Origin of the sequence: Pseudomonas sp. DWP3-1-2, assembly GCF_049896285.1 — a bacterium.
Taxonomy (GTDB): Bacteria; Pseudomonadota; Gammaproteobacteria; order Pseudomonadales; family Pseudomonadaceae; genus Aquipseudomonas.
Window position 1 is genome coordinate 29,660 of sequence record NZ_JAFCTZ010000001.1, and the last position, 24,528, is coordinate 54,187.

24 protein-coding genes and 1 riboswitch are annotated in these 24,528 nt (G+C 58.6%); of the genes, 9 read left to right on the plus strand and 15 right to left on the minus strand.

The features are described 5' to 3' along the window. Position 1 precedes the first annotated feature (1 nt). From ACP7B0_RS00115 to ACP7B0_RS00125, 3 genes are all read right to left on the minus strand, one after another. The gene (locus tag ACP7B0_RS00115) at positions 2 to 1,213 is read right to left on the minus strand and encodes a nitrate/nitrite transporter (protein ID WP_426138866.1); all 1,212 of its coding nucleotides are present in this window, start codon (positions 1,211 to 1,213) and stop codon (positions 2 to 4) included. A 379-nt stretch (positions 1,214 to 1,592) separates the two neighbouring features. Further along, positions 1,593 to 2,168 carry an ANTAR domain-containing response regulator gene (locus ACP7B0_RS00120; protein WP_426138867.1) on the minus strand — a complete coding sequence of 192 codons (576 nt, stop codon included), beginning with the start codon at positions 2,166 to 2,168 and terminating at the stop codon, positions 1,593 to 1,595. Between the two features lie 10 nt (positions 2,169 to 2,178). Continuing rightward, positions 2,179 to 3,390, minus strand: coding sequence for a CmpA/NrtA family ABC transporter substrate-binding protein (locus tag ACP7B0_RS00125; protein WP_426138868.1), 1,212 nt, complete (start codon positions 3,388 to 3,390; stop codon positions 2,179 to 2,181). A 304-nt stretch (positions 3,391 to 3,694) separates the two neighbouring features. Between ACP7B0_RS00125 and ACP7B0_RS00130 the strand changes: the two genes are divergently transcribed. Further along, on the plus strand, positions 3,695 to 4,726 hold the full coding sequence (locus ACP7B0_RS00130) for a quinone-dependent dihydroorotate dehydrogenase (protein ID WP_426138869.1): 1,032 nt from the start codon (positions 3,695 to 3,697) through the stop codon (positions 4,724 to 4,726). Between the two features lie 109 nt (positions 4,727 to 4,835). Here the strand turns inward: ACP7B0_RS00130 and rmf are convergent, their stop codons facing one another. Then, positions 4,836 to 5,051 (minus strand): ribosome modulation factor, encoded by a 216-nt coding sequence (gene rmf, locus ACP7B0_RS00135; protein WP_080290409.1) that lies wholly within the window; start codon positions 5,049 to 5,051, stop codon positions 4,836 to 4,838. 574 nt (positions 5,052 to 5,625) lie between these two features. Between rmf and rlmKL the strand changes: the two genes are divergently transcribed. From rlmKL to ACP7B0_RS00150, 3 genes are all read left to right on the plus strand, one after another. Beyond that, complete coding sequence (gene rlmKL, locus ACP7B0_RS00140) at positions 5,626 to 7,896, plus strand: bifunctional 23S rRNA (guanine(2069)-N(7))-methyltransferase RlmK/23S rRNA (guanine(2445)-N(2))-methyltransferase RlmL (RefSeq protein ID WP_426138870.1); 2,271 nt, start codon at positions 5,626 to 5,628, stop codon at positions 7,894 to 7,896. A 143-nt stretch (positions 7,897 to 8,039) separates the two neighbouring features. Further along, positions 8,040 to 8,100, plus strand: a riboswitch (Fluoride riboswitch). A gap of 141 nt (positions 8,101 to 8,241) precedes the next feature. Next, positions 8,242 to 8,625 carry a fluoride efflux transporter CrcB gene (crcB, locus tag ACP7B0_RS00145; RefSeq protein WP_426138871.1) on the plus strand — a complete coding sequence of 128 codons (384 nt, stop codon included), beginning with the start codon at positions 8,242 to 8,244 and terminating at the stop codon, positions 8,623 to 8,625. Positions 8,626 to 8,635: 10 nt separating this feature from the next. After that, positions 8,636 to 8,971, plus strand: coding sequence for a DUF190 domain-containing protein (locus ACP7B0_RS00150; RefSeq protein WP_426138872.1), 336 nt, complete (start codon positions 8,636 to 8,638; stop codon positions 8,969 to 8,971). A gap of 91 nt (positions 8,972 to 9,062) precedes the next feature. On the opposite strand, the gene dacB is transcribed toward ACP7B0_RS00150, so the two are convergent. Beyond that, positions 9,063 to 10,532, minus strand: a complete 1,470-nt coding sequence (gene dacB, locus ACP7B0_RS00155) for a D-alanyl-D-alanine carboxypeptidase/D-alanyl-D-alanine endopeptidase (protein ID WP_426138873.1) — start codon at positions 10,530 to 10,532, stop codon at positions 9,063 to 9,065. 305 nt (positions 10,533 to 10,837) lie between these two features. Between dacB and ACP7B0_RS00160 the strand changes: the two genes are divergently transcribed. Further along, complete coding sequence (locus ACP7B0_RS00160; protein ID WP_426138874.1) at positions 10,838 to 11,182, plus strand: YggL family protein; 345 nt, start codon at positions 10,838 to 10,840, stop codon at positions 11,180 to 11,182. A gap of 73 nt (positions 11,183 to 11,255) precedes the next feature. On the opposite strand, the gene ACP7B0_RS00165 is transcribed toward ACP7B0_RS00160, so the two are convergent. From ACP7B0_RS00165 to ACP7B0_RS00200, 8 genes are all read right to left on the minus strand, one after another. After that, positions 11,256 to 14,921: a transporter substrate-binding domain-containing protein gene (locus ACP7B0_RS00165; RefSeq protein WP_426138875.1), complete on the minus strand. Its 3,666-nt coding sequence runs from the start codon at positions 14,919 to 14,921 to the stop codon at positions 11,256 to 11,258. 8 nt (positions 14,922 to 14,929) lie between these two features. After that, positions 14,930 to 15,556, minus strand: a complete 627-nt coding sequence (locus ACP7B0_RS00170; RefSeq protein ID WP_426138876.1) for a response regulator — start codon at positions 15,554 to 15,556, stop codon at positions 14,930 to 14,932. A gap of 348 nt (positions 15,557 to 15,904) precedes the next feature. After that, on the minus strand, positions 15,905 to 16,303 hold the full coding sequence (locus ACP7B0_RS00175; protein WP_426138877.1) for a response regulator: 399 nt from the start codon (positions 16,301 to 16,303) through the stop codon (positions 15,905 to 15,907). Between the two features lie 292 nt (positions 16,304 to 16,595). After that, complete coding sequence (locus ACP7B0_RS00180; RefSeq protein WP_426138878.1) at positions 16,596 to 17,927, minus strand: deoxyguanosinetriphosphate triphosphohydrolase; 1,332 nt, start codon at positions 17,925 to 17,927, stop codon at positions 16,596 to 16,598. Positions 17,928 to 18,005: 78 nt separating this feature from the next. Continuing rightward, positions 18,006 to 19,169, minus strand: coding sequence for an EAL domain-containing protein (locus tag ACP7B0_RS00185; RefSeq protein ID WP_426138879.1), 1,164 nt, complete (start codon positions 19,167 to 19,169; stop codon positions 18,006 to 18,008). A gap of 145 nt (positions 19,170 to 19,314) precedes the next feature. After that, a complete protein-coding gene (locus ACP7B0_RS00190) occupies positions 19,315 to 19,656 on the minus strand; it encodes a hypothetical protein (RefSeq protein ID WP_426138880.1) in 342 nt (113 codons plus the stop codon). Further along, entirely contained in the window at positions 19,653 to 20,042 is a 390-nt protein-coding gene (locus tag ACP7B0_RS00195) for a phage holin family protein (RefSeq protein ID WP_426138882.1), read from the minus strand. Before ACP7B0_RS00195 ends, ACP7B0_RS00190 begins: the two co-directional genes overlap by 4 nt. A 5-nt stretch (positions 20,043 to 20,047) precedes the next feature. Then, positions 20,048 to 20,362: a DUF883 family protein gene (locus ACP7B0_RS00200; RefSeq protein ID WP_426138883.1), complete on the minus strand. Its 315-nt coding sequence runs from the start codon at positions 20,360 to 20,362 to the stop codon at positions 20,048 to 20,050. Positions 20,363 to 21,046: 684 nt separating this feature from the next. Here ACP7B0_RS00200 and ACP7B0_RS00205 point away from each other — a divergent pair. From ACP7B0_RS00205 to ACP7B0_RS00220, 4 genes are all read left to right on the plus strand, one after another. Beyond that, positions 21,047 to 21,286 (plus strand): glutaredoxin family protein, encoded by a 240-nt coding sequence (locus tag ACP7B0_RS00205; protein ID WP_426138884.1) that lies wholly within the window; start codon positions 21,047 to 21,049, stop codon positions 21,284 to 21,286. A 291-nt stretch (positions 21,287 to 21,577) separates the two neighbouring features. Further along, positions 21,578 to 22,099, plus strand: coding sequence for a superoxide dismutase [Cu-Zn] SodC (sodC, locus tag ACP7B0_RS00210; RefSeq protein ID WP_426138885.1), 522 nt, complete (start codon positions 21,578 to 21,580; stop codon positions 22,097 to 22,099). 94 nt (positions 22,100 to 22,193) lie between these two features. Next, entirely contained in the window at positions 22,194 to 22,502 is a 309-nt protein-coding gene (locus tag ACP7B0_RS00215; protein ID WP_426138886.1) for a transcriptional regulator, read from the plus strand. A 73-nt stretch (positions 22,503 to 22,575) separates the two neighbouring features. Beyond that, positions 22,576 to 23,466 carry a pseudouridine synthase gene (locus ACP7B0_RS00220; RefSeq protein ID WP_426138887.1) on the plus strand — a complete coding sequence of 297 codons (891 nt, stop codon included), beginning with the start codon at positions 22,576 to 22,578 and terminating at the stop codon, positions 23,464 to 23,466. A gap of 69 nt (positions 23,467 to 23,535) precedes the next feature. Here the strand turns inward: ACP7B0_RS00220 and ACP7B0_RS00225 are convergent, their stop codons facing one another. Further along, positions 23,536 to 23,760 (minus strand): YgdI/YgdR family lipoprotein, encoded by a 225-nt coding sequence (locus tag ACP7B0_RS00225; protein WP_426138888.1) that lies wholly within the window; start codon positions 23,758 to 23,760, stop codon positions 23,536 to 23,538. Between the two features lie 97 nt (positions 23,761 to 23,857). Further along, entirely contained in the window at positions 23,858 to 24,451 is a 594-nt protein-coding gene (gene mobA, locus ACP7B0_RS00230; protein WP_426138889.1) for a molybdenum cofactor guanylyltransferase MobA, read from the minus strand. Positions 24,452 to 24,528: the final 77 nt, after the last annotated feature.

Below are 24,528 nucleotides of genomic sequence, written 5' to 3' on the forward strand. Positions count from 1 at the left end.
CTCAGACGCGGGCAGCCGTAACCGCTGCCGAGCCCCAGGTGGTTCTCCAGCGACGCTTGACGTTCAGCAAGCCGAACCAGGCCAGCACGCCCAGGAAGGCGAACAGCCACAGGCCGAGCTGATAATCACCGGTGTGCTGCTTGATCGAGCCCAGGCCCGCTGCCAGCAGGAATCCACCGATGCCACCGGCCATGCCGATCAGCCCGGTCATGACACCGATTTCCTTGCGAAAGCGTTGGGGGACCAGTTGGAATACCGCGCCGTTACCTGCGCCCAGGCCGAGCATGGCGGCCACAAACAGCGCCAGTGCGGCCCACGAACTGGGCAGGTTGAAGCCCACGGCCGCGATGCAGATGGCAGCCACGGCGTACATGCCGGACAGGGTGCGGATCCCGCCGAATCGATCGGCAAGGGCGCCGCCCAGCGGACGCATCAGGCTGCCCCCGAAGACGCAGGCCGCTGTGTAATAACCGGCGGTGACAGGGCTCAGGCCATATTGGTCGTTAAAGTAACCCGGCAAGGCACTGGCCAGGCCGATGAAACCGCCAAAGGTGACGCTGTAGAAAAACATGAACCACCAGCTGTCACGATCACCCAGGGCCTTGAGGTAATCCGCCATGGACTTGGGCTTGGCGCGTTCCGGTGCGTTGCGGGCCATCAGGCAGAAGGCAATCAGCGTCAGGACCAAGGGGATTAGGGCGAAGCCGAACACATTGCTCCAACCGAACGCCACCGCCAGGACCGGCGCAATCAATGCCGCCAGAACCGTACCGGAGTTGCCCGCACCGGCAATGCCCATGGCCTTGCCTTGATGTTCGGCGGGATACCATTGCGAAGCCAGCGGCAAGGCGACGGCGAATGACGCGCCGGCCATGCCGAGGAACAGCCCCAGAATCAAGGCTTGCTCATAGGTATGGATGCCCAGTTTCCAGGCCCCGAACAACGCGCAAATGACGATCACTTGCCCGATGATGCCCGCGGTTTTGGGTGACAGTTGGTCAGCCAGCAGGCCCATTACAAAGCGCAGCACGGCGCCGGCCAGAATCGGCGTGGCCACCATCAGCCCGCGTTCTTGAGTGGTCAGGTGCAGATCGGCAGCAATTTGTACGGCCATGGGGCCAAGCAGGTACCAGACCATGAAGCTCAGGTCGAAATACAGGAAGGCAGCAAACAGAGTCGGTTTGTGGCCGGCTTTCCAGAAACTTGTATTCATTGAACACCTCATCTGCAAAAGGAAGTCTGTCGGTTCATGAACCGCAGCGGGCGAAGACCAGCAGGTGGAGCATCCATAACCTCGGCGGCTCCACCGGCCCCGTTCACTGGGGCCAAAACGCAAAAAACGCCGCAACCTGATTCGCGTTGGCGAAGAAGGTGTGCGACGTCTTTGTCGTAAGTGGGGCAACCGCCGTTGGCTACCTGTGTGATTACCTAAGCAAAAGCCGGGCCAGAGACGCGAAGAACGGCTTTTCGTTGGAGCGAACGGGGTGGCGATCCACCTTGCCCGCAGAGGCGTCAACTCAGCGAGTCATGATGCCAGCCCGGAAGTCGATTCGCGGGCAAGCCTCGCTCCAACAGGCCCAGCATCGCTCTCCTCACCCCAGCATCTCGCTCATGGCAATGATTTGCTCGGCCACCTGGATCAGCTTCTGTTGTCTGCTCATGGCCTGGCGTCGCATCAGGGTATAGGCCTCTTCTTCCTTGCAATCCTTCATTTTCATCAGCAGTCCCTTGGCCAGTTCAATGCGTTTGCGCTCGGCCAATTGCTGGTCGCGTGCCTGAAGTTGGGCACGCAGGGCCTGATCGCTCTCAAATCGTGCCATGGCGACATCAAGGATGGGTTGCAGGCGCTGGGCATGAATGCCTTCAACGATATAGGCGCTTACGCCGGATTTGATGGCCTGGCGCATGACGCCGGGGTCATGTTCATCGGTGAACATCACGATCGGGCGCGGCTGATCACGGCTGACCAGCACCACTTGCTCCATGACGTCCCGGCCCGGAGATTCGGTATCGATCAGGATCACATCGGGGCGAATCGCTTCAACCCGTGCGGGCAGGTCGATGATCAGCCCGGACTCATCGATGACGTCGAAGCCCGCTTCGCTGAGCGCCGCTTTCAGGCGCCCGACTTTTTTCGGCGTGTCGTTGATTAACAGGATACGTAGCATGATGGCGGCCTCAGCGACTGACAGCGGCGAGGGGGGCGTCAGCCAGTGCATGCAGTTTGAAACTGCGCGCGTAACCTGCGGGATTGCTGCCGTCCCAGACCTTGCCGTCGATCAGTTGACTGCTGCGCATGGCAGAAGCGGGCACCTTGATGCCCAGCGCTTCGGCAGCCTGACGATACAGCTTCAGTTGCTGAACGCTGTTGGCCACCTCAAGGTAGTCCGGGTCTTCGCGCAGCAACCCCCAGCGCCGAAATTGAGTCATGAACCACATGCCGTCGGACAGGTACGGCAGGTTCACCTCACCACCGCCATGAAAGCGCAGGGCGTGATGATCCTGCCATTCGTTGCCCAGCCCATCGCTGTATTCGCCCAGCAGGCGTGGTTCGATGCAGGTGGCGGGGGCGTCGAGGTACTCTTTGCCACTGAGCAACTGCGCGGTGCTGCGGCGGTTTTCCTGGTTTTGCTCGATGAAACGGCTGGCCTCCAGAACGGCCATCATCAGTGCGCGCGCCGTGTTGGGGTTTTGCTCGACGAACTCGCGGGTGCAGCCCAGGACTTTCTCCGGATGGTCCGGCCAGATCGCCTGCGTGGTGGCAAGGGTAAAGCCCAGCTGTTGCTGCACGGCGCTGGCCCCCCAGGGTTCGCCCACGCAGAACCCGTCGATGCGTCCGGCCTGCAGGTGCGCAACCATCTGGGGCGGCGGCACAACAACGCTGGTGACGTCGTGCAGTGGGTGAATGCCCTGGCTGGCGAGCCAGTAATACAGCCACATCGCATGATTACCGGTGGGGAAGGTCTGGGCGAAGGTCAGCTTTGAGCCGCTTTGGTGCGCGCGGCGGTCCAGTGCTTCAGGAGTGCTCACGCCGGCGTCCTGAAGGGAGCGGGACAGATTAATGCTCTGGCCATTCTGGTTCAGGCCCATCAGCACCGCCATGTCAGTGGTGGGGCCGCCGCCGATGCCCAGTTGCACGGCATAAATCAGGCCGTAGAGGCTGTGAGCCGCATGGAGTTCGCCACTGACCAGTTTGTCCCGCAGGCTGGCCCAGGAAGGCTGGCGTTTGAGATTGAGGGAAAGGCCGTAAGGCTGCGCAAAACCCTGAGTCGCGGCGACCACCAATGACGCGCTGTCAGACAACGCCATGAAGCCCAGGTCCAGGCTGTTCATCTCTGGCGCATCGCTGCCGGCCACCCAGGCGAGCGGGTCGTTCATTGAGTCATTCATAAGCGTTTTCGTCCTTTGCGGGAAATGCCGCTTCCGGCGCTAATACGCGGCGCTTAAAGGGAATAATCCAAAAAAAAGCGTCGTTCAGGTCGTTGCGTAAGCAAAGACGAAAACGACGCCATTGTCTGTGACCCGATCCGCCGTTGGAGCGGGCGCTGATGCCGTTTCCAAGCAAGCGATATGCCAGCGTGACCGCCCGCGATGATACCGACCTTTTAAAAGCTGTTCGCATGCCTCGCGCGCGGCGGTCCAGACGTCTATAATCGCGGACCTGAATTCAGCTTCGCACGAGTCGCGCCCGCCCATGTATAACCTGGCCCGCCAGTTACTGTTCAAACTTTCCCCGGAAACCTCTCACGACCTCTCGCTGGACCTGATTGGTGCCGGCGGACGGTTGGGCCTCAACAGTCTGCTCTGCAAGGCACCTGCGCGTTTGTCGATGACGGTCATGGGGCTGGAGTTTCCCAACCCGGTCGGCCTGGCAGCGGGGCTGGACAAGAACGGCGCGGCTATCGACGGTTTCGCTCAGTTGGGGTTCGGTTTTGTCGAAATCGGTACGGTGACGCCTCGCGCGCAACCGGGCAACCCCAAGCCGCGGATTTTCCGCCTGCCCCAGGCCGAGGCGATCATCAATCGCATGGGCTTCAACAATCTGGGCGTCGATCATCTGGTCAGCCGGGTTCAGGCTGCCAAGTACACCGGCATTCTGGGCATCAACATCGGCAAGAATTTCGATACACCGGTCGAGCGTGCCGTGGACGATTACCTGATCTGCCTGGACAAGGTTTATGCCCATGCCAGCTACGTCACGGTCAACGTCAGTTCGCCCAACACACCAGGGCTGCGCAGCCTGCAGTTTGGCGATTCGTTAAAGCAACTGCTGGAAGCCTTGAGCCTCCGGCAACAGGCGCTGACCCAGCTGCATGGCCGACGCGTGCCGTTAGCGATCAAGATCGCGCCGGACATGACCGATGAAGAAACCGTTCTGGTGGCGACCGCTCTTATGGAGTCCGGCATGGATGCGGTCATCGCCACCAACACCACGCTCAGTCGCCAGGGCGTCGAAGGTCTGCCTTACGGGGACGAGGCGGGCGGGCTGTCAGGTTCGCCAGTGCGCGAGAAGAGCACCCATACCGTCAAGGTTCTGGCCGGTGAGCTGGCGGGTCGTATGCCGATCATTGCTGCCGGGGGCATCACCGAGGGCAGGCACGCCGCCGAGAAAATCGCTGCGGGCGCCAGTCTGGTGCAGATCTATTCCGGCTTCATTTACAAAGGTCCGGCGCTGATTCGCCAGTCGGTGGATGCCATCGCTGCGATGCCCGGTACCTGGGGGTAAAAAAAGGGGCTCCTGAGGAGCCCCTGGGCTTTTGCCCCGCGCCCGGATGGGACGCGCCTGGTTAGGTCATTTTTTCAAAGATTTTCTGGACTGGTCGGAAGTTACCTGATTACCCGACCGCGTGAAGTTCGTTGAGTCTGTGGATTCCCGCAGTGCCGGTCATACCGTCCCAGTTGTCGCCGCGTCCTTCTCGCCAACCATTGATCCATGCCTGGCGTACTGACGGTAGAGTAAAAGGGCAAAGCTCACGGGATTTTCCATGAACGCCAAATTGATATCCGCGTAAAAATGCTCTTTCCAACGGATCACGCTTAAGTCTTCTCATAGGGTGTTGCCCTCGTTTGTTGACTGTAATGTCCCTGGGACCTCGAGATGAGGTCGGGCAGAAATTTTCTGCCGTTGGTACCCGCTGCCGGCGTCGCGGGCTTGGTGCTGTCTCCGTTGCGGTGACAACCTGAGATGAGTTCTAACCAATGGATTGGGCGCTGTGAATGATCGTTTTGTCATAAGCACGTCACATTTGTGCTAACGAAAACATAAGCGCTGACGTGTTTCAAAGTTGATACTTTGTAGAAGCCCGCAATGTCGAGGCTTTCAGCGCAAAACGAGACAGGTTCGCAAGCGCGGGTGATGGCTGAATGCATTCAAGGGCTTTTCGACGAAGGGTCGCGATGTGACTTTTTATTGCGACGTTTGTCGTGCTGAATGAGCTCCTTTTCATGAACCCTGTCCTTTTGCCCAAGGGTTCAAGGATCAACTGCCGCATTGATGTCATTAACTCATGCGGCGGACCGGCACAATGTGTGTGCCACGCAGGTGTTCTCCACGAAAGACGCCTGTTTTAAATCTGGTAGGGCAATGCGTTGCCTACCGCTTATGGCTACGGCCCTGGAAGATTCATGTCCGAACGTTACGAACTTTTCCTCACTTGCCCCAAAGGCCTTGAAGGTCTGCTTTCCGAGGAAGCCACCGCGCTTGGCCTTGAGGAGACCCGGGAACACACCTCGGCCATCCGTGGTATGGCCAGCATGGAAACCGCCTACCGGCTTTGCCTGTGGTCGCGCCTGGCCAACCGTGTCCTTCTGGTGCTCAAGCGCTTCCCGATGAAAGACGCCGAAGACCTTTACCACGGCGTGCTGGACATCGACTGGCAGGATCATCTTGAAGCCGATGGCTCGCTGGCGGTGGAATTCAGTGGTAATGGTTCGGGCATTGATAACACCCATTTCGGCGCCCTGAAGGTCAAGGACGCCATTGTCGACAAACTGCGGACCCCCGATGGTTCGCGGCCTTCGGTCGACAAGCTTAATCCTGATCTGCGGGTGCACCTGCGTCTGGACCGGGGTGAAGCGATTCTGTCTCTGGATTTGTCCGGTCATAGCCTGCACCAGCGCGGCTACCGTTTGCAGCAGGGCGCTGCGCCCCTCAAGGAAAACCTGGCGGCCGCCATCCTGGTTCGTGCCGGCTGGCCACGCATTGCGGCGCAAGGCGGCGCACTGGCCGACCCGATGTGCGGTGTGGGCACTTTTCTGGTGGAGGCAGCCATGATGGCTGCGGACATCGCGCCTAACCTCAAACGTGAACGCTGGGGTTTCTCGGCGTGGCTGGGCCACGTCCCGGCGCTGTGGAACAAGCTGCATGATGAGGCCGTGGCCCGTGCCCAGGCAGGCCTGGCCAAGCCGCCACTGTGGATTCGCGGTTATGAAGCGGACCCGCGCCTGATTCAGCCGGGTCGTAACAACATCGAGCGTGCCGGCTTGAGTGACTGGATCAAGGTCTATCAAGGCGAAGTCGCGACCTTCGAGCCGCGCCCGGATCAGAACCAGAAAGGTCTGGTGATCTGCAACCCGCCTTACGGCGAGCGTCTGGGTGATGAAGCGAGCCTGCTGTATCTCTATCAAAACCTCGGCGAACGTCTGCGTCAGGCCTGTCTGAACTGGGAGGCTGCGGTGTTTACCGGTGCCCCGGATCTGGGCAAGCGCATGGGCATTCGCAGTCACAAGCAGTACGCATTCTGGAACGGCGCGTTGCCGTGCAAGCTGCTGTTGATCAACGTCGTTCCCGATCAGTTCGTCACCGGTGAGCGGCGCACGGCCGAACAGCGCCAGATCGAACGCGAACAGGTCGACACCGAGGATTCCGGTGCGCTGGAAGCGCCCGGCAAGTACGAGAAGTACAACAAGAACGGCAATCCGATCAAGCCCGTGCCGGTGGTTGTCGAGCAGCCGCGCCTGAGCGAAGGCGGGCAGATGTTCGCCAACCGCTTGCAGAAGAACCTCAAGCTGCTGGGTAAATGGGTACGCCGCGAAGGGATTGACTGCTATCGAGTCTATGATGCCGACATGCCGGAATATTCCCTGGCCATCGACCTGTATCACGACTGGGTTCACGTTCAGGAATACGCCGCGCCCAAATCCATCGATCCGGAGAAAGCCTCGGCGCGTCTGTTCGATGCGCTGGCGGCGATTCCTCAGGCGCTGAACATTGACAAGAGTCGCGTGGTGATCAAACGCCGCGAGCGTCAAAGCGGCACCAAACAGTACGAGCGCCAGAGTGCCCAAGGGCAGTTCCGGGAGGTCAGCGAAGGCGGCGTCAAGCTGCTGGTGAACCTGACCGATTACCTGGACACCGGCCTGTTCCTGGATCATCGCCCGATGCGCATGCGTATCCAGCGCGAAGCGGCGGGCAAGCGTTTCCTTAACCTGTACGCTTACACCGCCACTGCCAGCGTGCATGCGGCCAAGGGCGGCGCGCGCAGCACCACCAGCGTCGATTTATCCAAGACCTACCTGGACTGGGCGCGGCGCAACCTGTCGCTGAACGGTTTTTCTGACAAGAACCGTCTGGAGCAGGGCGATGTCATGGCCTGGCTGGAAGCGTGCCGTGAGGAATACGACTTGATCTTCATTGATCCGCCGACGTTCTCCAACTCCAAGCGCATGGAAGGCATCTTCGACGTGCAGCGTGATCAGGTGCAATTGATCGACCTGGCCATGGCCCGTCTTGCGCCTGGCGGTGTGCTGTATTTCTCCAACAACTTCCGCAAGTTTGTGCTCGATGAGAACCTCGGCGAGCGTTACGCGGTGGAGGAAATTACCGCACAGACCATCGATCCGGACTTTGCTCGCAACAGCAAGATCCATCGTGCCTGGAAAATCATGGCTCGCTGATTGCTCTTCATGTGCATTGCGTAACGAGGTCATCGTGCGCAATCGCACATCACCCAGAACAGATGGGCGATGTGAGAGCTGCGTCGGCAGGCATTATGGCTGGCGCATCCGGTGCTTGAATTGTTACATCGTGTTGCTATAGGATCTTGTCAGGAGATGGCATTCCTCCTTGAACCGCCTTGTGCTGATGATGCCTACGTGAACCCTGGACAGGGTGCGTAGGTTCGTCTGCGCCCTGTCCCTAACCCAGGACAGGATCATGATTTTACTTCCCCCATCGCCCCCTTCTCGTTGTGCTTGCCTGCAGTCGCTCTGGCCACACAGGTCTGACGAGGTGCGAACGCCGTGCTGAAATCACTCTTGGTTATCGCCATTGGCGCGTCCCTAGGTGCCTGGCTGCGCTGGCTTCTGGGTATGAAGCTGAATGCACTGTTCCCGACAATTCCCCCAGGCACCGTGGTCGCGAACATGGTGGGGGGCTACATCATTGGCTTTGCTATCGCATTTCTGGCCGCATCCCCCAACCTTAGCCCTGAATGGCGCCTGCTGATCATCACGGGGTTCTGTGGAGGGCTTACCACCTTTTCGACGTTCTCGGCCGAAACGGTCGTCCTGATCCAGGAGGGCAGGCTGCTCTGGGCCCTCGGCTCGGTTTCGTTGCATGTCCTGGGTTCGCTGGCAATGACCGCTGCCGGGCTTCTGTCCTACCAAATGATCGGCACCCGCTGAGGAGATAGAGATGAAAGGTGTTTTAGTGGTGTTCTTTACTCAACAAAACCGCCGCTATCAGGGAAAGATGCTGGGCGACTGGATCGTCGATTTAGCCAAAGAGATGGGGTTGCGTGGCGCGACGCTGTGTACCGGCATCGAGGGCTTCGGGCACACCGGGCAATTGCACTCGGCGCACTTTTTCGAGCTGGCGGATCAGCCGACGGAGATACGTCTGGCCATCACGGAGGAGGAATCAGAACGGTTGTTCGAGCGGCTGGAGACAGAGGACATCTCCGTGTTTTTCACCAAGACCCCAATCGAAATGGGCACCCTGGGCAAAAATACCGGGGGCGCAAGCGCTTGAGGCGTTGAAAGTCCGGACCGCAAACAGTGTGTACCACTGATGAGCAAACAACAGGGGCCTGCTAGTCACAGGCCCCGCGCTGTCCAAGGGGCTAGGGCTGCTGGATGGAAACCGTGTTGTTGATCAGTTTTGGTTGGCGGTACAGATCCACCAGCACCTGATCAAGCACAGACGATGCACCCCATGGGCGCGGGTCATTGAGAATCGCGACAACGGCCCACGTATTGCCATTGCTGTCTCGGCTGAAGCCGGCAATGGCCCGAACAGTGTTCAACGTCCCGGTCTTGATATGCGCTTCGCCAAGCAGTGGCGTGCGCTTGAGGCGCTTGCGCATGGTGCCATCCATGCCGGCCAGCGGCATCGAGCTCATGAACTCTGCGGCATAAGGACTCCGCCATGCGGCTTGCAGAATGATCGCCATCTCGCGAGCGCTGATGCGCTCGGCACGAGACAAACCTGAACCGTTCTCCATCACCAGATGCGGCGCCGTAATGCCTTTTTTCGCCAGCCATTGGCGGATTACCCGTTGCGCAGCCTTGCCGTCGTCGCCATCGGCGTCGTTGCGATACTCAGCACCAAGGCTGAGGAACAATTGCTGCGCCATGGTGTTGTTGCTGAATTTATTGATATCCCGAATGATTTCCGTAAGGTCTGGCGAGAACGCCTTGGCCAACAGTTTTGCATTGCTCGGCACCACATCGACTCGATCCTTGCCCTGGATGGTACCGCCCAGTTCCTGCCAGATAGCGCGCACAGCCCCCGCTGCATAGGTGGGGTGATCAAGCAGTGACAGATACGTCTGGGAATTGCAGCCATCCCCCAGTTGTCCGCTGACGGTGACTACAACCGAGCCGTCGGCCTGCGGCGCCGGGTTGTAACGTACGTCCCCGGTGCACTGTTTCGAGGCAACGGCTTTGACCTGGTTGTCCACGTGAATGCTGGCAATAGGGGGTTCAACCGACACCAGAATCTTGCCGCCATCGTTGCGTGTGACGAAGCGCAGGGCCTTGAGGTTGATCATCAACGAGTCGGGTTTGACCAGGAACGGTTTGTTCCTGTCATTGCCGTCGTCATCGAACACCGGCAGGCGCGGTTGCACGAAATGACTGCGGTCCAGCACCAGATCACCGGTGACCTGCTGCACACCGTTGGCACGCAAGTCGCGCATCAACAGCCAGAGTTTTTCCATGTTGAGCTTTGGGTCGCCGCCGCCTTTGAGGTACAGATTGCCGCGCAGTACGCCATTGCTCAGGGTGCCGTCGGTAAAAAATTCGGTTTTCCACTGATGGGTAGGGCCAAGCATTTCCAACGCGGCGTAAGTGGTGATCAGTTTCATGGTCGACGCAGGGTTGACCGAAACATCGGCGTTGAAAACGGTCGGTGTGCCGGGGCCGTTAAGCGGCAGCATCACCAGCGACAGTGCATCGTCGCCCAGCTTGCTGGCCTTGAGGGCTTGTTCGACCTTGGGCGGCAACGTGGTGTTGATGGGCGCGGCCTGGGCCGGCAGCCCCAGCGGCAGCAGAACTGCGAAAAAAAACAGGGGACGCAGAGACTTGATCATTCAATAAAACCCTACCGCAAAGAGGGGAAAAAAGAGGGCATGGATGAATTCCCTCGAGAAAATAAGTAGCGGGCGCGGACGGTCGTATGAAAAGGCCGTCTCGCGGTCGAATAGACCGCATTATGCCCCAACCCGCAGTGACTTGCGCTCAGGTACAGGCGTCTCGCACGGTATTTTTTATCAGAAGGCTGACGGGGGCGGTTGGGCCTTTTTATCGGCAATACCCGAACGGGGGCGCGTTAGTGAGGCAATTGGTTGCCCAAACTGATAAAGTGCCGCCCGATATTACTTATGAGGATTGTTCAATGGCCACTAACCGTTCCCGCCGTCTGCGCAAAAAACTCTGCGTGGATGAATTCCAGGAGCTGGGTTTTGAGCTGAACCTTGACTTCAAACCCGAGTTGGATGACCAGGCAATCGATGCTTTCCTCGACGCGTTCCTCAAGGACGCCATGGAAGCCAATGGTCTGGGTTACGTCGGCGGCGATGACTTCGGTCTGGTTTGTCTCAGCAAGCGTGGCTCGGTCAGCGAAGAGCAGCGCGCTGCTGTGGAAGCGTGGCTTAAAGGCCGCAGCGAACTGACTGAAATGTCTGTCAGCCCGCTGATCGACGTTTGGTACCCGGAAAAAGAAATCAATCCGGTCGCCTGATGTATCCAGGAAGCAGGCCTTGCGCCTGCTTCCTCGTTCTGCCCCGCCGTATTCTGGCGACTCCGCTCTTCGTTTAACCTCCCGTTTCCCCATTGCGATTGTCCGCCTCGTCTGTCTGATGAAGGGCGATGCGCAAGGCCGCCTCCAGCGTGCTCATGGCGGTTCCAAGGGTTATCTGACACGCCTCGATAATCTCCACGGGTTCTGCTTCGCTGCAGGCATCCTCCAGCGCTTCGCACCTGTCGATGACCTGGGTTGCCCGAATGATCCGTGCTGCGCCCTTGATCTTGTGCGCCATTAGACGCATATCGGCCTGACCGGTCGATGCCGAAAGCCCCGTGAGTTCTTCTCTATCCTGCTCGCAGCTCTCCAACAGTTGCGCCAGCAATCGCTGGACCATTTCGGGGCGGTTGCCGGTCAGCTGGCCGACGCTCCCCATGTCGAACACCTCGCAGGCCGATATCGCCGGGTGTTGACGGATTCGAGGAACGATCTTATCGAGCTGCTCGTTCAGGGTCTTGAGGCTGATGGGTTTGAACAGGCATTCGTCCATCCCTGCATCGCGGCAGCGCTGTTTCTCCTCAGGCTGGGCATTGGCGGTGAAGCCCCAGATCGTGCAGCGCTGACGTTTTTCGTCCATCTCATGATTGCGGATGGATCGGGTCAGATCGTAGCCGTTCATCACGGGCATGTTGCAGTCGGCGATGACCAGGTCGAATTGCCCCTGCAACCATTGCTCAAGCCCCTCGGCACCCTGTTCTGCGGTTGAGCAGTGATGGCCGAGAAACTCGAGTTGCTGACACAGCAGCATGCAGTTGGCCGGATGATCGTCAACGATCAGGATATCCAGCGCCGCACTTTCCCGAGGTTCTTCTTCCTTTGGAGACAAGGCGATTTCCAATGGCTCAAGCGTCGTGAGATCAAACGTCATGTGGATTTGCGTGCCGTTTCCGGGCTCGCTGCTGAGCGCCAGTGTTCCGCCCATCATTTCGCACAGGCTGCGGCAGATCACCAGTCCCAGACCCGCGCCGGTGCGCGCCAGTTGGCCGGTGTTGTCGGCTTGTGCAAACGGCGCGAACAACCGTTGTTGATCTGCCTGACTGATGCCGATGCCGCTGTCCTGGATGAGAACGTGCAGACGCAATTGCTGTGGAGCCGGGCTTGCGTCGGTTTGCAGGCTGATCCTGACCTGGCCCTGCTCGGTGAATTTGATTGCGTTGCTGATCAGATTGGAAAGGATCTGCTTGAAGCGCAACGGGTCGATCAGCACATCGGTATTGACCCTGGGGTCCAGATCCAGCACCAGCCCTAAACTTTTTTGCCGAGCCAACCCATCGAAGACGCGAATCACCGACTCGACCAGTTGCCGCAGGTTTGCTCGCTCGGGGCTGAGGGTCAGGCGCCCTGACTCGATGCGTGCGATGTCCAGGATGTCACCAATCAGCTCAAGCAGATCCTTGGCGGAGCTGTAGGCCACTTCGATGGCCGGCCGGTCGAGCTGGCCCTGGTCGGCTTTGCGCAGGGCCAGTTCCAGCATGCCGATCACCGCGTTCATGGGGGTGCGTATTTCATGGCTCATGGTGGCCAGAAAGGTGCTCTTGGCCCGGTTGGCATCATCGGCCTGATCCTTGGCGGCGCGAAGTTCTTCAATCAACTGGCGACGCTCGCTGATGTCGATCCAGCCGCCGATGATGCCCTGAACTTCTCCCAGCGAATCACGGAAGGGCAGGATCCAGTGGTAGATCGTCAAGTCGCGGTCACCGATGTGCAGCGTGCGATCGAGAATGAGCGGGGTGCTATTGGCCATTACCCGCTGATAGTCCGCCGCATACTCCCGCGCTTCACCCACGTTGCTCAATACGCCCTCTGTGACGGTTCTATTGATGATGTCTTCGCGCTGCGCCGAGAATGCTTTCAGATAGCTGTCGTTGCACATCCGCAACAGTCCTTCGCGATCGCGCACATAGATCGGATGCGGGGTGCCGTTGACAAGGGCGCTCATGAATTCGAATTGGTCGCTCAAGGCGCGCTCGGCGCGTTCGCGCTGTTTGATCTGGCGCCGCATGTTGGCGTTCCAGGCCAGTGAGCCCAGCAGCAAAAGGCCGGCCCCGATGAGGATCTGGTAAATCTGGCGCTGGTAATCGTGCCAGTTGGCCCCGGCAGGGGTGTAGGAGCGCCAGCGGTTATTGATCACCGCCAGGTCCTGCGGGGCGATACTGGACAGTGCCTTGTCCAGAATGGCGCTCAGTTCAGTGGCTTTGCGGGAGGTGGCCATGGAGATGAGCGCCGGTTCATTGCCAACCGTGGCCGTCATTTGCAGACGGTCTTCGAAGGTGCCCGAAGAGATGTAGTAGTTGGCGAGTAACAGGGACGTGATGGCGCCTTCAACCCGGCCTTGGGCAAGCATGTCCATCGCCTGCAGCGGGGTGTCCACTTCGATCGGCACGATGTCCGGGAAGTTTTCACGCAGGTAGGGCATGAGCGGGCTTCCGAGATTGATCGCCACGCGCTTGCCTTTGAGTTGCTCCAGGCGTTGAGGGTTTTCCGGCCATTTACGCGTCACCAGAACAAACGAATTGGCGATGTAGGGACGGCTGAAACTGAATTGGTCTTCACGTTCCTCGCTGGGGATCAGCGCGCCGATCATGTCGGCCTGGCCCTGAATGACCCGGTTCTGCATGTCGACCAGGCTTTGTGCCCGGGTCACTTCGAAGCGAAGCCCTGTACGCAGGCGTACCAGCTCCAGCAGATCCGCGGTGATGCCTCGAAAGTTGCCGTTGGCATCAAAGAAGGTCAGCGGTGCATAAGATTCATTAATGACAAGCCGAACGACCGGGTGTTGCGCGATCCAGCGTTCTTCACGCGGGGTCAATTGCAGCTTCTGATCGGTCAGCATCAGGTCGTCGGCTCCCCAGCGTCGGGAAATTCCCACGCGCTCGTCGATACTGATGGCCTTCAGCGTCTGGTTGAGAATAGGCAGCAAGGGTGTGTCGTCATCCCGGACGGCAAATCCGAAACCATAGGCTTCGTGCTTGCCGAAATTGGCCATTTGCACGTTGTTGAGATAGCCCTTGTTGATCAGGTACTGGGTGGAAATGGTATCGCCCAGGAATACATCGGCCTGGTTGAAGGCGACGGCGTTGATTGCGCTCTGAAACGAGGGGTAGGTCGTTATCGAGGCGCCTGGATAGAGCGCCTTGACGCTGGCCTTGGGCAGGTAGTGGTAGACCATGCTCAGTTTCATGCCGTTCAGGCCTTCGTCAAGTGCGCGCGTCTCGCCGACGCGCGTCACCAGTACCGGCTGGTCCACGGCATAAGGTGCCGACAGCTTGAGGCTGGCATCCACCGCCTCAAAGCCGTTGGCGCTGCCCAGCATGTCGATCCGTCCCTCCTTGAGGGCGGAAATGGCGGCGGCTCTTGATTCGAAGCGCTGGACCTTGACCGGCAGGTCCAGCGCCTTGGAAATGATGCCGGCGTAGTCGGCGGTGAACCCTTCATACTCTCGACCTGACAGCGTCAGGTCGAAAGGGGGATAGTCGGGTGCCGACGTGCCCAGGATCAATTCGCGTTTGTCATGTATCCACTGCCATTGCGCCTTGTCCAGCTTCACGTCCATGTGGCCGGGATTGGAGCGACTCAGGAGGCTGTAATATTCGCCTGCATCCGGGGCCGCCAGGGTACTCCAACTTACGCAGGCGCAAGTTGCCAGTATCAAATAGTGTCTAATGCGCTTGGACATCCGGTCCCTCATACGAGCGCGTTGCGTTTTGCCATCTCGATAAGTTCTACCAGGGACTTGACCCTGAGCTTTTGCATCAGCCGTGTTTTGTAAGTGCTGACGGTTTTATTGCTGAGAAACATACCTTTGGCGATTTCTTTATTCGTTCGGCCTTGAGCGAACAGTTGCAATACCATCAATTCGCGATCATTCACCAGTTTGAACAGTTCGATTTCGCTGGGTTGACCATTGATGCCGCTCGGCGTAGTCAATGCCTGACTTGGAAAGTAATTGTAGCCGGATAATACCGCTTTTACCGAACTGAGCAGTTCGCTGAGGTCTTCCTGCTTGCAGACATAACCGGCGGCACCCGATTGCATGCACCGGATGGCGAACAGGCTGGGGGTCTGCGAGGTCAGGACCAGGATTTTCGAATGCAGGCCCATGGCGTTGAAGCGGGCCAGTACCTCCAGGCCATCGAGCTTGGGGATGCTGATGTCGAGGATGATCAGGTCCGGCATGCATTCGCGGACCATTTGCATCGCATCCACGCCGTTATCGGTTTCGCCCACCACTTGGTAGTTTTCGTTTTCCAGAAGCATTCGAACGGCAAGACGAATAACCGGGTGATCGTCGATGATAAAAACTGAGTTCATGATTTAATCCATACGAGCTGCGAAGAAAGCGCGCACCTTAGCTCAGATGTTCAAGCAGGCACATGAACAGACCCTGCCATAGGGTGTATATAGGAAAAGTCCTACAATAATTAGAGTATCGGAGTACGTAAATGGCCATTTTTCGTGGGGTGAGCGTTTAAATTATCAACACTGTAAGTCCGAAAATTTGGCGATTACAAACCCGTCTGTTTATTTCGTTTAGGAATTTTCCTTCATCTAAAAAGGGCATCTTTCCTGTTGCGCGGTATTTAATTGTAACCATTTAGGCGGCATCTAATGCGCAGTGTTACACATAAAGCATTTGTCGGCTGGCGGCTTCAGTAGTCGTCAGGTGTCAGGTGGCGAGGACTGGAGCATGCGGCTTAGATCCGGCCCATGCAGCGGTTTGCTCAGGCAGCCCAGCAGGGGGAGGCCGCGTTTGAGGGCTGTTTGTTCAAGCGCCTGTAGTTGCGCAGTTCCCAGGCCGCTCAGAAGAATGGCGCGGCGGACGTAGCCCCGCTTGTAGGCCAGTTCGATCAGGTCGAAACCTTGTACGTCCGGCAGGCATTGATCGCACAGCAGCAGGTCGTAAGGCTCCGGGGTGCGTGTCATGGCCTCCAGCGCCTCGGCGGCGTTGAGCACGGGGGTGAGTAGAAAATACCCCTGATTGTTCAGCAGGATCTGTGTGGCGATCAGTTGAAACGGATGATCCTCCACCAGCAGGATGCGTAAGTTGTGTTTAAACATTAGGGTCTTCCAGCGAAGTTCTGGTGCAGGGTGGGGCGCTGTTCGTGGCGAATCCGCAGCCGTCGAATGGCGCCGACGGTGGCCAGTGGGCAAATAGAAGATGTGCCGGTCGCGGCAATCAAAGTGGCGGGATTATTGGGGAGGGCTTGCACTCAGGCGATAGGACGTTTCTTTGATCTTTGTAGGGAAAATCCGAAGTTTCGATGCGTATCCATCTCATCCCGGCTCGGAAAGGACTGAAGTTGATGCCATCCCAATGCCTGCCGAAGGCGTGGGATGGCCGTTCCGGCGCCTACATGTGGCTTGAGCGTCCGGTCATCTCCCTCGCCATTTCGCTGGCATAGCTGTCGGTCATCCCGGCGATGAAGTCGATCATGCGCAGGAACGATGCATGCAGCGGCGCATGCGGGTCGGGGGCGCTGTTGCCCAGCAGGTCCAGGATGCGTCGATGCTTGAACGAAGGTGTGCGCCCGCCGAACTGTTCGAGCGCTGCGCCGCAGAACGCGTTGAGGAGAATCTCCAGGGTGGTGTATGCGCCGATCTCATGCAGGGTCTTGCGCTTGTCCTGAAATATTTTCTTGCGCGCCATGTCCTTGGCGCTGAGGACGCAGCGCTTGGCCGGGCCGTGCATGTGTTCGACCAGATCGCCCGTGAGCGTGCCTGCCAGCAAGGCATCCTGTTGCTCGACAAATGCCCGCGCTGCAGCGTTGGTGAGGTGTTCGATGGCCTTGCCGCGCAGGATGGCCAGTTTACGTCGCCTTGAGTCATCCGGGCCTAGCTGCCGATAGGTGTCGGGCAGGTCATCACCCACCAGCCCCAGCAGCAATGCCTCGACTTCGGCGTAGTCCAGCAGGTCCATTTCCAGCCCGTCCTCCAGGTCGATGAGGGCGTAGCAAATGTCGTCGGCGGCCTCCATCAGGTACACCAGTGGATGGCGTGCCCAACGTTGTTCCTCGAGCTGTGGCAACCCGAGCTTGTGTGCGATTTGCTCCAGAATCGGCAGTTCGCTCTGGTAGCAGCCGAATTTGTGTTTCTTGTAGCCCAGGGAGTCCGCGTGACGCGCGGTCCACGGGTATTTCAGGTAGGTGCCCAGCGTTGCAAAGGTCAGGCGTGTGCCGCCGTCGAACTGGTGATATTCCAATTGCGTCAGGACCCGAAAACCCTGCGCGTTACCCTCGAAGTTGAGAAAGTCATCACGCTCAACCTCGCTCATTGCATCGAGCCAGCCGCGACCTGCGGCCTGATTGAACCAGTTGCGAATCGCGTCTTCGCCAGAATGACCAAACGGCGGGTTGCCAATGTCGTGGGCCAGACAAGCCGACTGGATGACCATCCCCAGGTCGCCCGGGTCGCACCAGTCGGGCAGGGCGCTGCGCAGGGTTTCACCGACCCGCATGCCCAGGGATCGTCCCACGCAACTGACTTCCAGTGAATGGGTCAGGCGGGTATGAATGTGATCGTTGCTGGACACGGGATGCACCTGGGTCTTGCGTCCCAGGCGACGAAATGCGCCGGAGAAGATGATCCGGTCGTGATCCTTGTGAAAAGGGCTACGGCCCAGTTCTTCGGGGCTGTGCAGGGTTTTGCCAAGTCGCTCGCGGTTGAGCAGGGTTTGCCAGTCCAAGGCGTTCACTCCGTCGATTAAGTGCGTCTAGCTTCCCGTGTCAGCTGCCTGACGGCAAGGGCTGCAAGCATATCCGGGCTACATTCCTGCGGCGTCCACATCAATGAGCAGCAATCGCTGACCATTGTCGAAAAATTGCCCCGCGGTCAGGCAATACTGATTGCTGGTGGCGTCGCGATAGGTGTTGGACAGGCTCAGGCGTCGCTCATGCCAGCCTTCAGCCAGCAAGTGGTAGAAGTAGGGGCGCCATGACCAGTTATGCCCCAGGTATCTGGCGTCGGAGTGCCAGGCTCCGTTGCGCCATTCCAGATTGGGCGTGAGTTGGGTGCCATGCCGATCGCATTGATAGAAACGCAGCAGCCATGGGTAATCATGCAGTCGCGGTAGATCACTGATGGGGCTCTTGTTTTCGTCCCAGCGCTGCAAGGTCGCCATCAGTTTGGTCAACTGCTGGCGCAGGGTCATGAGTCTTGCGCGTTCGGCAACTTTGCGCAGGACGTAGCGATCACGCAGCTCGGCGAACTGGGCGACAAACGCATCTGTCGGGAAAAAATCCAGTTGGCCCTGGGCAAAGAGAAAGCCTTGTACGTAGCGCGAACCGCATTCCAGTGCAAAATGCAGTTCAGCTTCAGTCTCGACGCCTTCGGCAATGATCCAGCAACCGGTTTTCTCCGCCATTTGCGCCAGCGCTTTGACCACATCGCTGCTGGGGCCGCCCCGGGCGGCAGCCTGGAAGAGGCGCATATCAAGCTTGAGGATGTCCGGCTGCAAAGCCAGTACGCGATCGAGTTGTGAATAGCCCGCGCCGAAATCATCAATCGCAATCCTGGCCCCTGCGTCACGATAGCGGTTGACGACTTCCCCGAGGCGTTGAGTGTTGCCACCCAATTCGGTGATTTCGAACACGATTCTCTGCGGCGCGATGCCATGGTTTTTCAACTGTTTGAGGCTGGGCAGTGGCTGGTCAGGACGTAGACGGCTGATCCACCGGGGTGAAATGTTCAGGCTGAGAAACCAGTCATCCGGAGCTTCATGGAGTCGGCTCAAGGCATTGTCGCGGATGATCCTGTCCAGCCGTCGCAGTGCGGCGCCGGGCACCTTGGGGTCGGCAAACAAGGGGCCGACAGACTTCAATTGATTGTCGTGCTGACGCAGACGACCCAATGCTTCAACACCCGCAATACGGCCAGTAGCGGTATCGATGAACGGTTGAAAGCAGGCAAGTGGTTGCCCATCGATCACATGGCCTCCTAAGTAGAACTGAAATGGATGAATTTGTGCCGGACACGCGAAAGCGTCCACTCAAGGCAGGGCCTGAAGTGGACGCTTTATTTGCTACTGCAAGAATGCAGCCAAAGAGTTGCGCGATTGCACTCGAATGACCGCTTCAGCGCTTGCGAGGAGGGCCCTGCAACGCCAGACGAATAACCGGGAGAAGGCTGACGCCCAGTTTCAGGATACGACCGAAACCGCCGCTACCACCGCTTCTGGCACCTTTGCCGCTGAGAAAACCCAGCAGCGTAACGACACCCATACCCCAGAGAGGCGCGTGCTTGATGCCCAAGGCACCTTGCCAGTTCTGGCTCATGCCGCGCATGCGATACAGCGGTTGCATCAACTGGCTCGATTCCTGACGAATCTCCTGGCGATGCATTTCCATGCGCAAGCGGATTAACGCTTTGCGCAAGTCACGACGATTTTGCTTCTGGTGAGATTCGGGCACGCTCATGGCATCAGTCGCTCACGGTCATTGGCCAGTTCTTCGAGCGTCGCATTGAAGGGCGACGATTCGTCGAATATGGCGGCTTTCAAACGCATCGCACAAAACAACGCGGCCAGCGTGTAGAACACGCACAAGCCGATGATGCCGGCCAGACGATAACTGTCCCACAACACGATCAACAGCAGTGCCGAGAGCCCGGTCAATAGCAACAGCGCGAAAACCAGTGCAAGCCCGGCGAACAACAGCAGACTCAGGGTGCGTGCTTTTTGCTCCTGAAGTTCGATGCCAAACAGCTCGACGTGGCTGTGCAGCAAACCCAGGAATGCGGCGCCCAACCGCCGTGGCGATGAGCCTTGGTCCTGTCCAGGACCGGATTCCGTTCCCAAAGCCATAGCCGTTAGCGCCTTGTGGCCAGCAGGCCGATCAGGAAACCGACGCCGGCAGCGATGCCGACCGATTGCCATGGATTGGTCTGGACGTAATCTTCGGTTGCCACTACGGCAGCTTTACTGCGCTCACGCAAAGATTCTTCCGTGACTTTCAGCGTCTCGCGAGCCCGTGACAGGCTTTCCTGAATCTGCCCTCGCAACTCATCTGCCTGTTCGCCAGCCAAAGAGGCGGTATGGCTGAGCAGTTTTTCCGTGTCTGCGACCAGTACCTGAAAATCGGCCATCAAAATTTCCTGGGCATTCTGTGCTGTTTGGCGGGACATGGTGTTCTCCGTTTAGTGGCGTATGGATGTTTCGAGTCTGGCGGATTGCTGAAGGTTCATTTCAATTGCGGCGCAGCCTGCACGATGCGATAAGTGCTGATTTTGCTCATCAATGGTGCGTCATTTGAGCTATTGCGCCAATGATGAGCGTTGCAGGCGTGAAGATGCCCGAAATACGCGCTTTATGCTCCGAAATCCCCCGGCGGTCTCCCTAAGTTGCGTACCCGATGTGGCCATCATGCGCCAAAGCAGGTCGCAAAACCGCCGGACTTACGGTGCCATTGACGCGAGTCAACGGGTGATCGGGTCGACCGCGCCGTTTTGGTGCTCTGGCGGTTTTTTGCTGGGCAACACTTTTACAGGTCATGTGATCCCCCACAGCGCGCCTTCTTCGACCCGCGACGCCAGCCAAAGGTATAGCCGAACGTGCGTATTCCGCTTCGCAGTCATGGGGAGCCGGTGACCGTTTCCTTCTGAAGCGATTTTCCATGATTTCGCCCGCGCTGTCGTGGTTTGTGCCATCACCCGCCTACTGCATACGCAATCCGCTTCCGGGTCACCGGGTGACAGCCGACTCGTTGTACCCGAGTCCACGCCATCTGCGGGTGTATGCGTAAGGCTCGACGCTGATAATCGCCCGGGCCTAAAATGGCGGCCCGTCTATCCCTGACCGAGGGTATTGCAATGCCTCCAGAATGCCGATTGTTCGGTACGTTGGGTTGTCATCTCTGCGAAGTCGCCGAAGCTGAATTATTACCGCTGGTGGAGCACGGTCTGCTGGTGGAGCTTGTCGATATAGGTGATGAAGCTGGGCTGATCGAGGAATACGGCCTGCGCATTCCCGTGTTGCGGCGGGTCGATACCGGGGCCGAGCTGGACTGGCCGTTCGACGTCGAGCAGATTGTCGCGTTTCTTCGCAAATAAGCGCTCCTTGCCAAGGTCCTGGCTCTCGTCCCGAGGGCAAATGCTGTCCATCACGCTCGGTCATGGCCATGTAGTGGCGCGAAGTCGACGACACACCTACGGGCACATTTTTAATGTTGCAAGACGTTGTCATTGGACGTTCAGGCTTTGACCTGGTGGTCGCGCTTCCCTAGGCTTCGAGGACTTTTGACGGGTGAGCGCAGGAAGAACCAGGAAGCGCTTTTCATCCCGGAGGCAAAACGCCTGGCGTTTTTTCTGCCTTCCACACGTCTCGAACGAACTGGAGAACCGATGAAATCTTATCTTTGGCTTGGCCTGCTCGGCGCTGCTTCCCTTAACAGCGCTTTTGCCGATACCCGATCGGTGCCCATGAACCTGGTCAGCGCAGACAATGCGCCGGTGCCTATTGGCGAGATCATCGTCAGTGAGACGCCTTATGGCCTGTTACTGACCCCCAATCTGAAATCCCTGCCTGCCGGGGTCCATGGTTTTCACGTCCATGCCAACGCCAGTTGCGACGCCGCCATGAAAGACGGCGTCAAGGTGGCTGCCGAGGCGGCCGGAGGCCATTTTGACCCCGACAAGACCGGCAAGCATCTGGGCCCCTACGCAGAAGGTCATCTCGGGGATCTGCCTGCCATTTACGTCAGCGCCGATGGCATGGCGACTTATCCGGTGCTGGCGCCTCGTTTGAAGAAGATTTCCCAGATCAAAGACCACGCACTCATGATCCACGCAGGGGCTGATAACCATTCGGATGTGCCCAAACCCTTGGGCGGCGGTGACGCGAGGGTGGCTTGCGGCGTTATCTGACGAGCGCTGCTTACTTTTCCCACAGTTTCGATGTTGACACTCGCCTGTGATCCCGATTGAACAGAACCCGGGATCAAGAAGAGGCTCAACGCCATTGGTTAATGTCGAACAACTCAAATCCACGGTGAACCAGTTACCCGTGGAACAGGTGCAGGAGGCAGCGCTGGAGCTGCGCATGGACGGGCTGGTGCTGGAGGGGCGTACGCCGTTTAATCGGCTGCATTTCAATACCTGTTTCGCCGAAATCGAAGCGCTGTTCCAGCGGGCCGGTTACCACCGTCAACTGGACGTTGTCGGGTACCAGGGCGCGCTGTATGCGCTGTACGACCCGGGGCGCTGGGACGCGGTGGAAGTGTTGCACTGTCTGAAACGGCTGGTGGATGCGCAGCGCTGTCCGGCTTGAGTGCAGCCGCACGCTGGGTTCTGCCTCCGCGTTGGGGGATAATGCCGCGCTCGCCCACCCAAGAAGCACCTGTATGTCCGATTCCGATTTTTCTGCCGCCAACAGTCAAGCCAGCACGCTCTATCTGCCTCCCGGTCCATGGTTGACCGTGCTGGATTGCCTGTGTGCGCACTTCAGTGCTATCAGTCGCGAGCAGTGGCTGGACCGCATGGCGCGCGGCCGGGTACTGGATGCCCGGGGCGCACCCATTGGTCCCGACCTTGCCTACCGTGAAGGGCTGCGGGTGCATTACTTTCGTGAAGTCCCCAACGAAACACCCATCCCGGTGGTGGAATCGATTCTGTACGCCGACGAGCATCTGGTGGTCGCGGACAAACCGCATTTTCTGCCTGTGACCCCGGCGGGCGAATACGTGGAGCAAACACTGCTGCGACGCTTGATCCGGCGTCTTGATAACCCGGATCTTGTACCTTTGCACCGTATCGACCGGCATACGGCCGGGCTGGTGCTGTTTTCTGCCGACAAGCTGACGCGTTCGGCTTATCAGTCGCTGTTCCCCACACGTCAGATCGACAAGCGCTATGAGGCCATCGCGGCGGCATTGCCGGGCCTGGATTTCCCTCGGGTGCACAAGACTCGACTGGTGGATGGCGAACCGTTTTTTCGCATGCAGGAAGGGCCGGGCACCCCCAATACCGAAACCCGTATCGAAGTCTGCGAACGCAACGGTGATCTGTGGCGTTACGGGCTTTACCCGGTGACCGGCAAGAAGCATCAGTTGCGTGTCCACATGGCGGCGCTGGGGGCGGGTATTTGCAACGATCCGTTTTATCCCGACGTCATCAAGGATGCCGTGGATGATTACACGCAGCCCCTCAAACTCTTGGCGCAAAGCCTGCGTTTCGTTGATCCACTGAGCGGTGAACCACGATCATTCGAAAGTGAAATCAAGCTGCACTGGTAAGCAACCTGATTTTCAGGCAACAAAAAACCCGCACCAGGCGGGTTTTTCTGCAACCGAGTCACAACGCCATCAAAGGTCTTTGACGGTACGGACCTGATCCTTGTTGACGCGGGTCTCTTTACCATCCAGTTGCTTGAATTCGTAGAAGCCCGAATCTTCGTCATATTTAGGGGTATCGACAGCCTGGATTTCTCGGCCATCCGTCAAGGTGATCACAGTGGGCGAGGCGCAGCCAGCGAGGGAGGCGAGGCTCAGTGCGAGCAGAAAGGCAGCGGGAAGGGTCCGTTGTTTCATTACTGTGTCTCCGAAAGATTCTTTTTGATTAACTGACGTTCAGACGTACGTGTCGCCAGCAAGTTCCATGAAATTAGCCCTTGCGAGCCGTGTGGGATCAAACGATGACCTGGGTCAACAGATCCGGGGTGTTGAGGTTTGCCAGGCGAGGATCGCCCGTCACGCACTGCAGGGCAACCGGTTCAAGCGCTGCCATCGCACGGCGCGGGCTGCGCTCGCCTGCCTGCCAGGCCGCCTCGAGGGCTGCGGCATGGCGGGTGGGAATAATACACAGCAACGGTTGCCAATGCTCTCCCTCGCGGACCATGACCGGCTGATTGGGGTGCGCGGATGAGGTTTTACGCAGATCCTGCAGCAACTCGCCATCGATCATCGGGACATCGCAGGGCAGTACCAACAGAAAGTCGTGGTGCGCCACGGGCAACGCCGCCCGAATACCGGCCAGGGGGCCACTGAATTCGCTATTGCCGTCCTGCACCAGTTGGTCTGCGTAACGGGCGTACTCGTGGGCGTTGCGGTTGCACGAAATGATCAGGTCATCCGTCAACGGCCGCGTCAGGCGCTGGAGGTGTTGGATCAAGGGTTCGCCGCGCCACGGGATCAGGCCTTTGTCGCGCCCGCCCATGCGCTGACCCTGGCCGCCGGCCAGAAGCAGAATCGAGCAAGGCGGGAGAGGAGTGGAACCGGGCATTGGCGGACTCGACGAAGCAGTGAAAAGGAGTGCTGTGATATAACACCGGCCTGTTTTCTCTACAACTGGATTGAGCC

Excerpts from the sequence above, each read along its gene's own strand:
- sodC (WP_426138885.1), top strand. The coding sequence starts at position 21,578 with ATGAAATCTTATCTTTGGCTTGGCCTGCTCGGCGCTGCTTCCCTTAAC.
- ACP7B0_RS00125 (WP_426138868.1), bottom strand. The coding sequence starts at position 3,390 with ATGAATGACTCAATGAACGACCCGCTCGCCTGGGTGGCCGGCAGCGAT.
- ACP7B0_RS00160 (WP_426138874.1), top strand. The coding sequence starts at position 10,838 with ATGGCCACTAACCGTTCCCGCCGTCTGCGCAAAAAACTCTGCGTGGAT.
- ACP7B0_RS00165 (WP_426138875.1), bottom strand. The coding sequence starts at position 14,921 with ATGTCCAAGCGCATTAGACACTATTTGATACTGGCAACTTGCGCCTGC.
- ACP7B0_RS00130 (WP_426138869.1), top strand. The coding sequence starts at position 3,695 with ATGTATAACCTGGCCCGCCAGTTACTGTTCAAACTTTCCCCGGAAACC.
- rlmKL (WP_426138870.1), top strand. The coding sequence starts at position 5,626 with ATGTCCGAACGTTACGAACTTTTCCTCACTTGCCCCAAAGGCCTTGAA.
- ACP7B0_RS00225 (WP_426138888.1), bottom strand. The coding sequence starts at position 23,760 with ATGAAACAACGGACCCTTCCCGCTGCCTTTCTGCTCGCACTGAGCCTC.
- dacB (WP_426138873.1), bottom strand. The coding sequence starts at position 10,532 with ATGATCAAGTCTCTGCGTCCCCTGTTTTTTTTCGCAGTTCTGCTGCCG.
- ACP7B0_RS00195 (WP_426138882.1), bottom strand. The coding sequence starts at position 20,042 with ATGGCTTTGGGAACGGAATCCGGTCCTGGACAGGACCAAGGCTCATCG.
- ACP7B0_RS00120 (WP_426138867.1), bottom strand. The coding sequence starts at position 2,168 with ATGCTACGTATCCTGTTAATCAACGACACGCCGAAAAAAGTCGGGCGC.
- mobA (WP_426138889.1), bottom strand. The coding sequence starts at position 24,451 with ATGCCCGGTTCCACTCCTCTCCCGCCTTGCTCGATTCTGCTTCTGGCC.
- ACP7B0_RS00220 (WP_426138887.1), top strand. The coding sequence starts at position 22,576 with ATGTCCGATTCCGATTTTTCTGCCGCCAACAGTCAAGCCAGCACGCTC.
- ACP7B0_RS00190 (WP_426138880.1), bottom strand. The coding sequence starts at position 19,656 with ATGAGCGTGCCCGAATCTCACCAGAAGCAAAATCGTCGTGACTTGCGC.
- rmf (WP_080290409.1), bottom strand. The coding sequence starts at position 5,051 with ATGAGAAGACTTAAGCGTGATCCGTTGGAAAGAGCATTTTTACGCGGA.
- ACP7B0_RS00175 (WP_426138877.1), bottom strand. The coding sequence starts at position 16,303 with ATGTTTAAACACAACTTACGCATCCTGCTGGTGGAGGATCATCCGTTT.
- ACP7B0_RS00150 (WP_426138872.1), top strand. The coding sequence starts at position 8,636 with ATGAAAGGTGTTTTAGTGGTGTTCTTTACTCAACAAAACCGCCGCTAT.
- ACP7B0_RS00200 (WP_426138883.1), bottom strand. The coding sequence starts at position 20,362 with ATGTCCCGCCAAACAGCACAGAATGCCCAGGAAATTTTGATGGCCGAT.
- ACP7B0_RS00170 (WP_426138876.1), bottom strand. The coding sequence starts at position 15,556 with ATGAACTCAGTTTTTATCATCGACGATCACCCGGTTATTCGTCTTGCC.
- ACP7B0_RS00205 (WP_426138884.1), top strand. The coding sequence starts at position 21,047 with ATGCCTCCAGAATGCCGATTGTTCGGTACGTTGGGTTGTCATCTCTGC.
- ACP7B0_RS00115 (WP_426138866.1), bottom strand. The coding sequence starts at position 1,213 with ATGAATACAAGTTTCTGGAAAGCCGGCCACAAACCGACTCTGTTTGCT.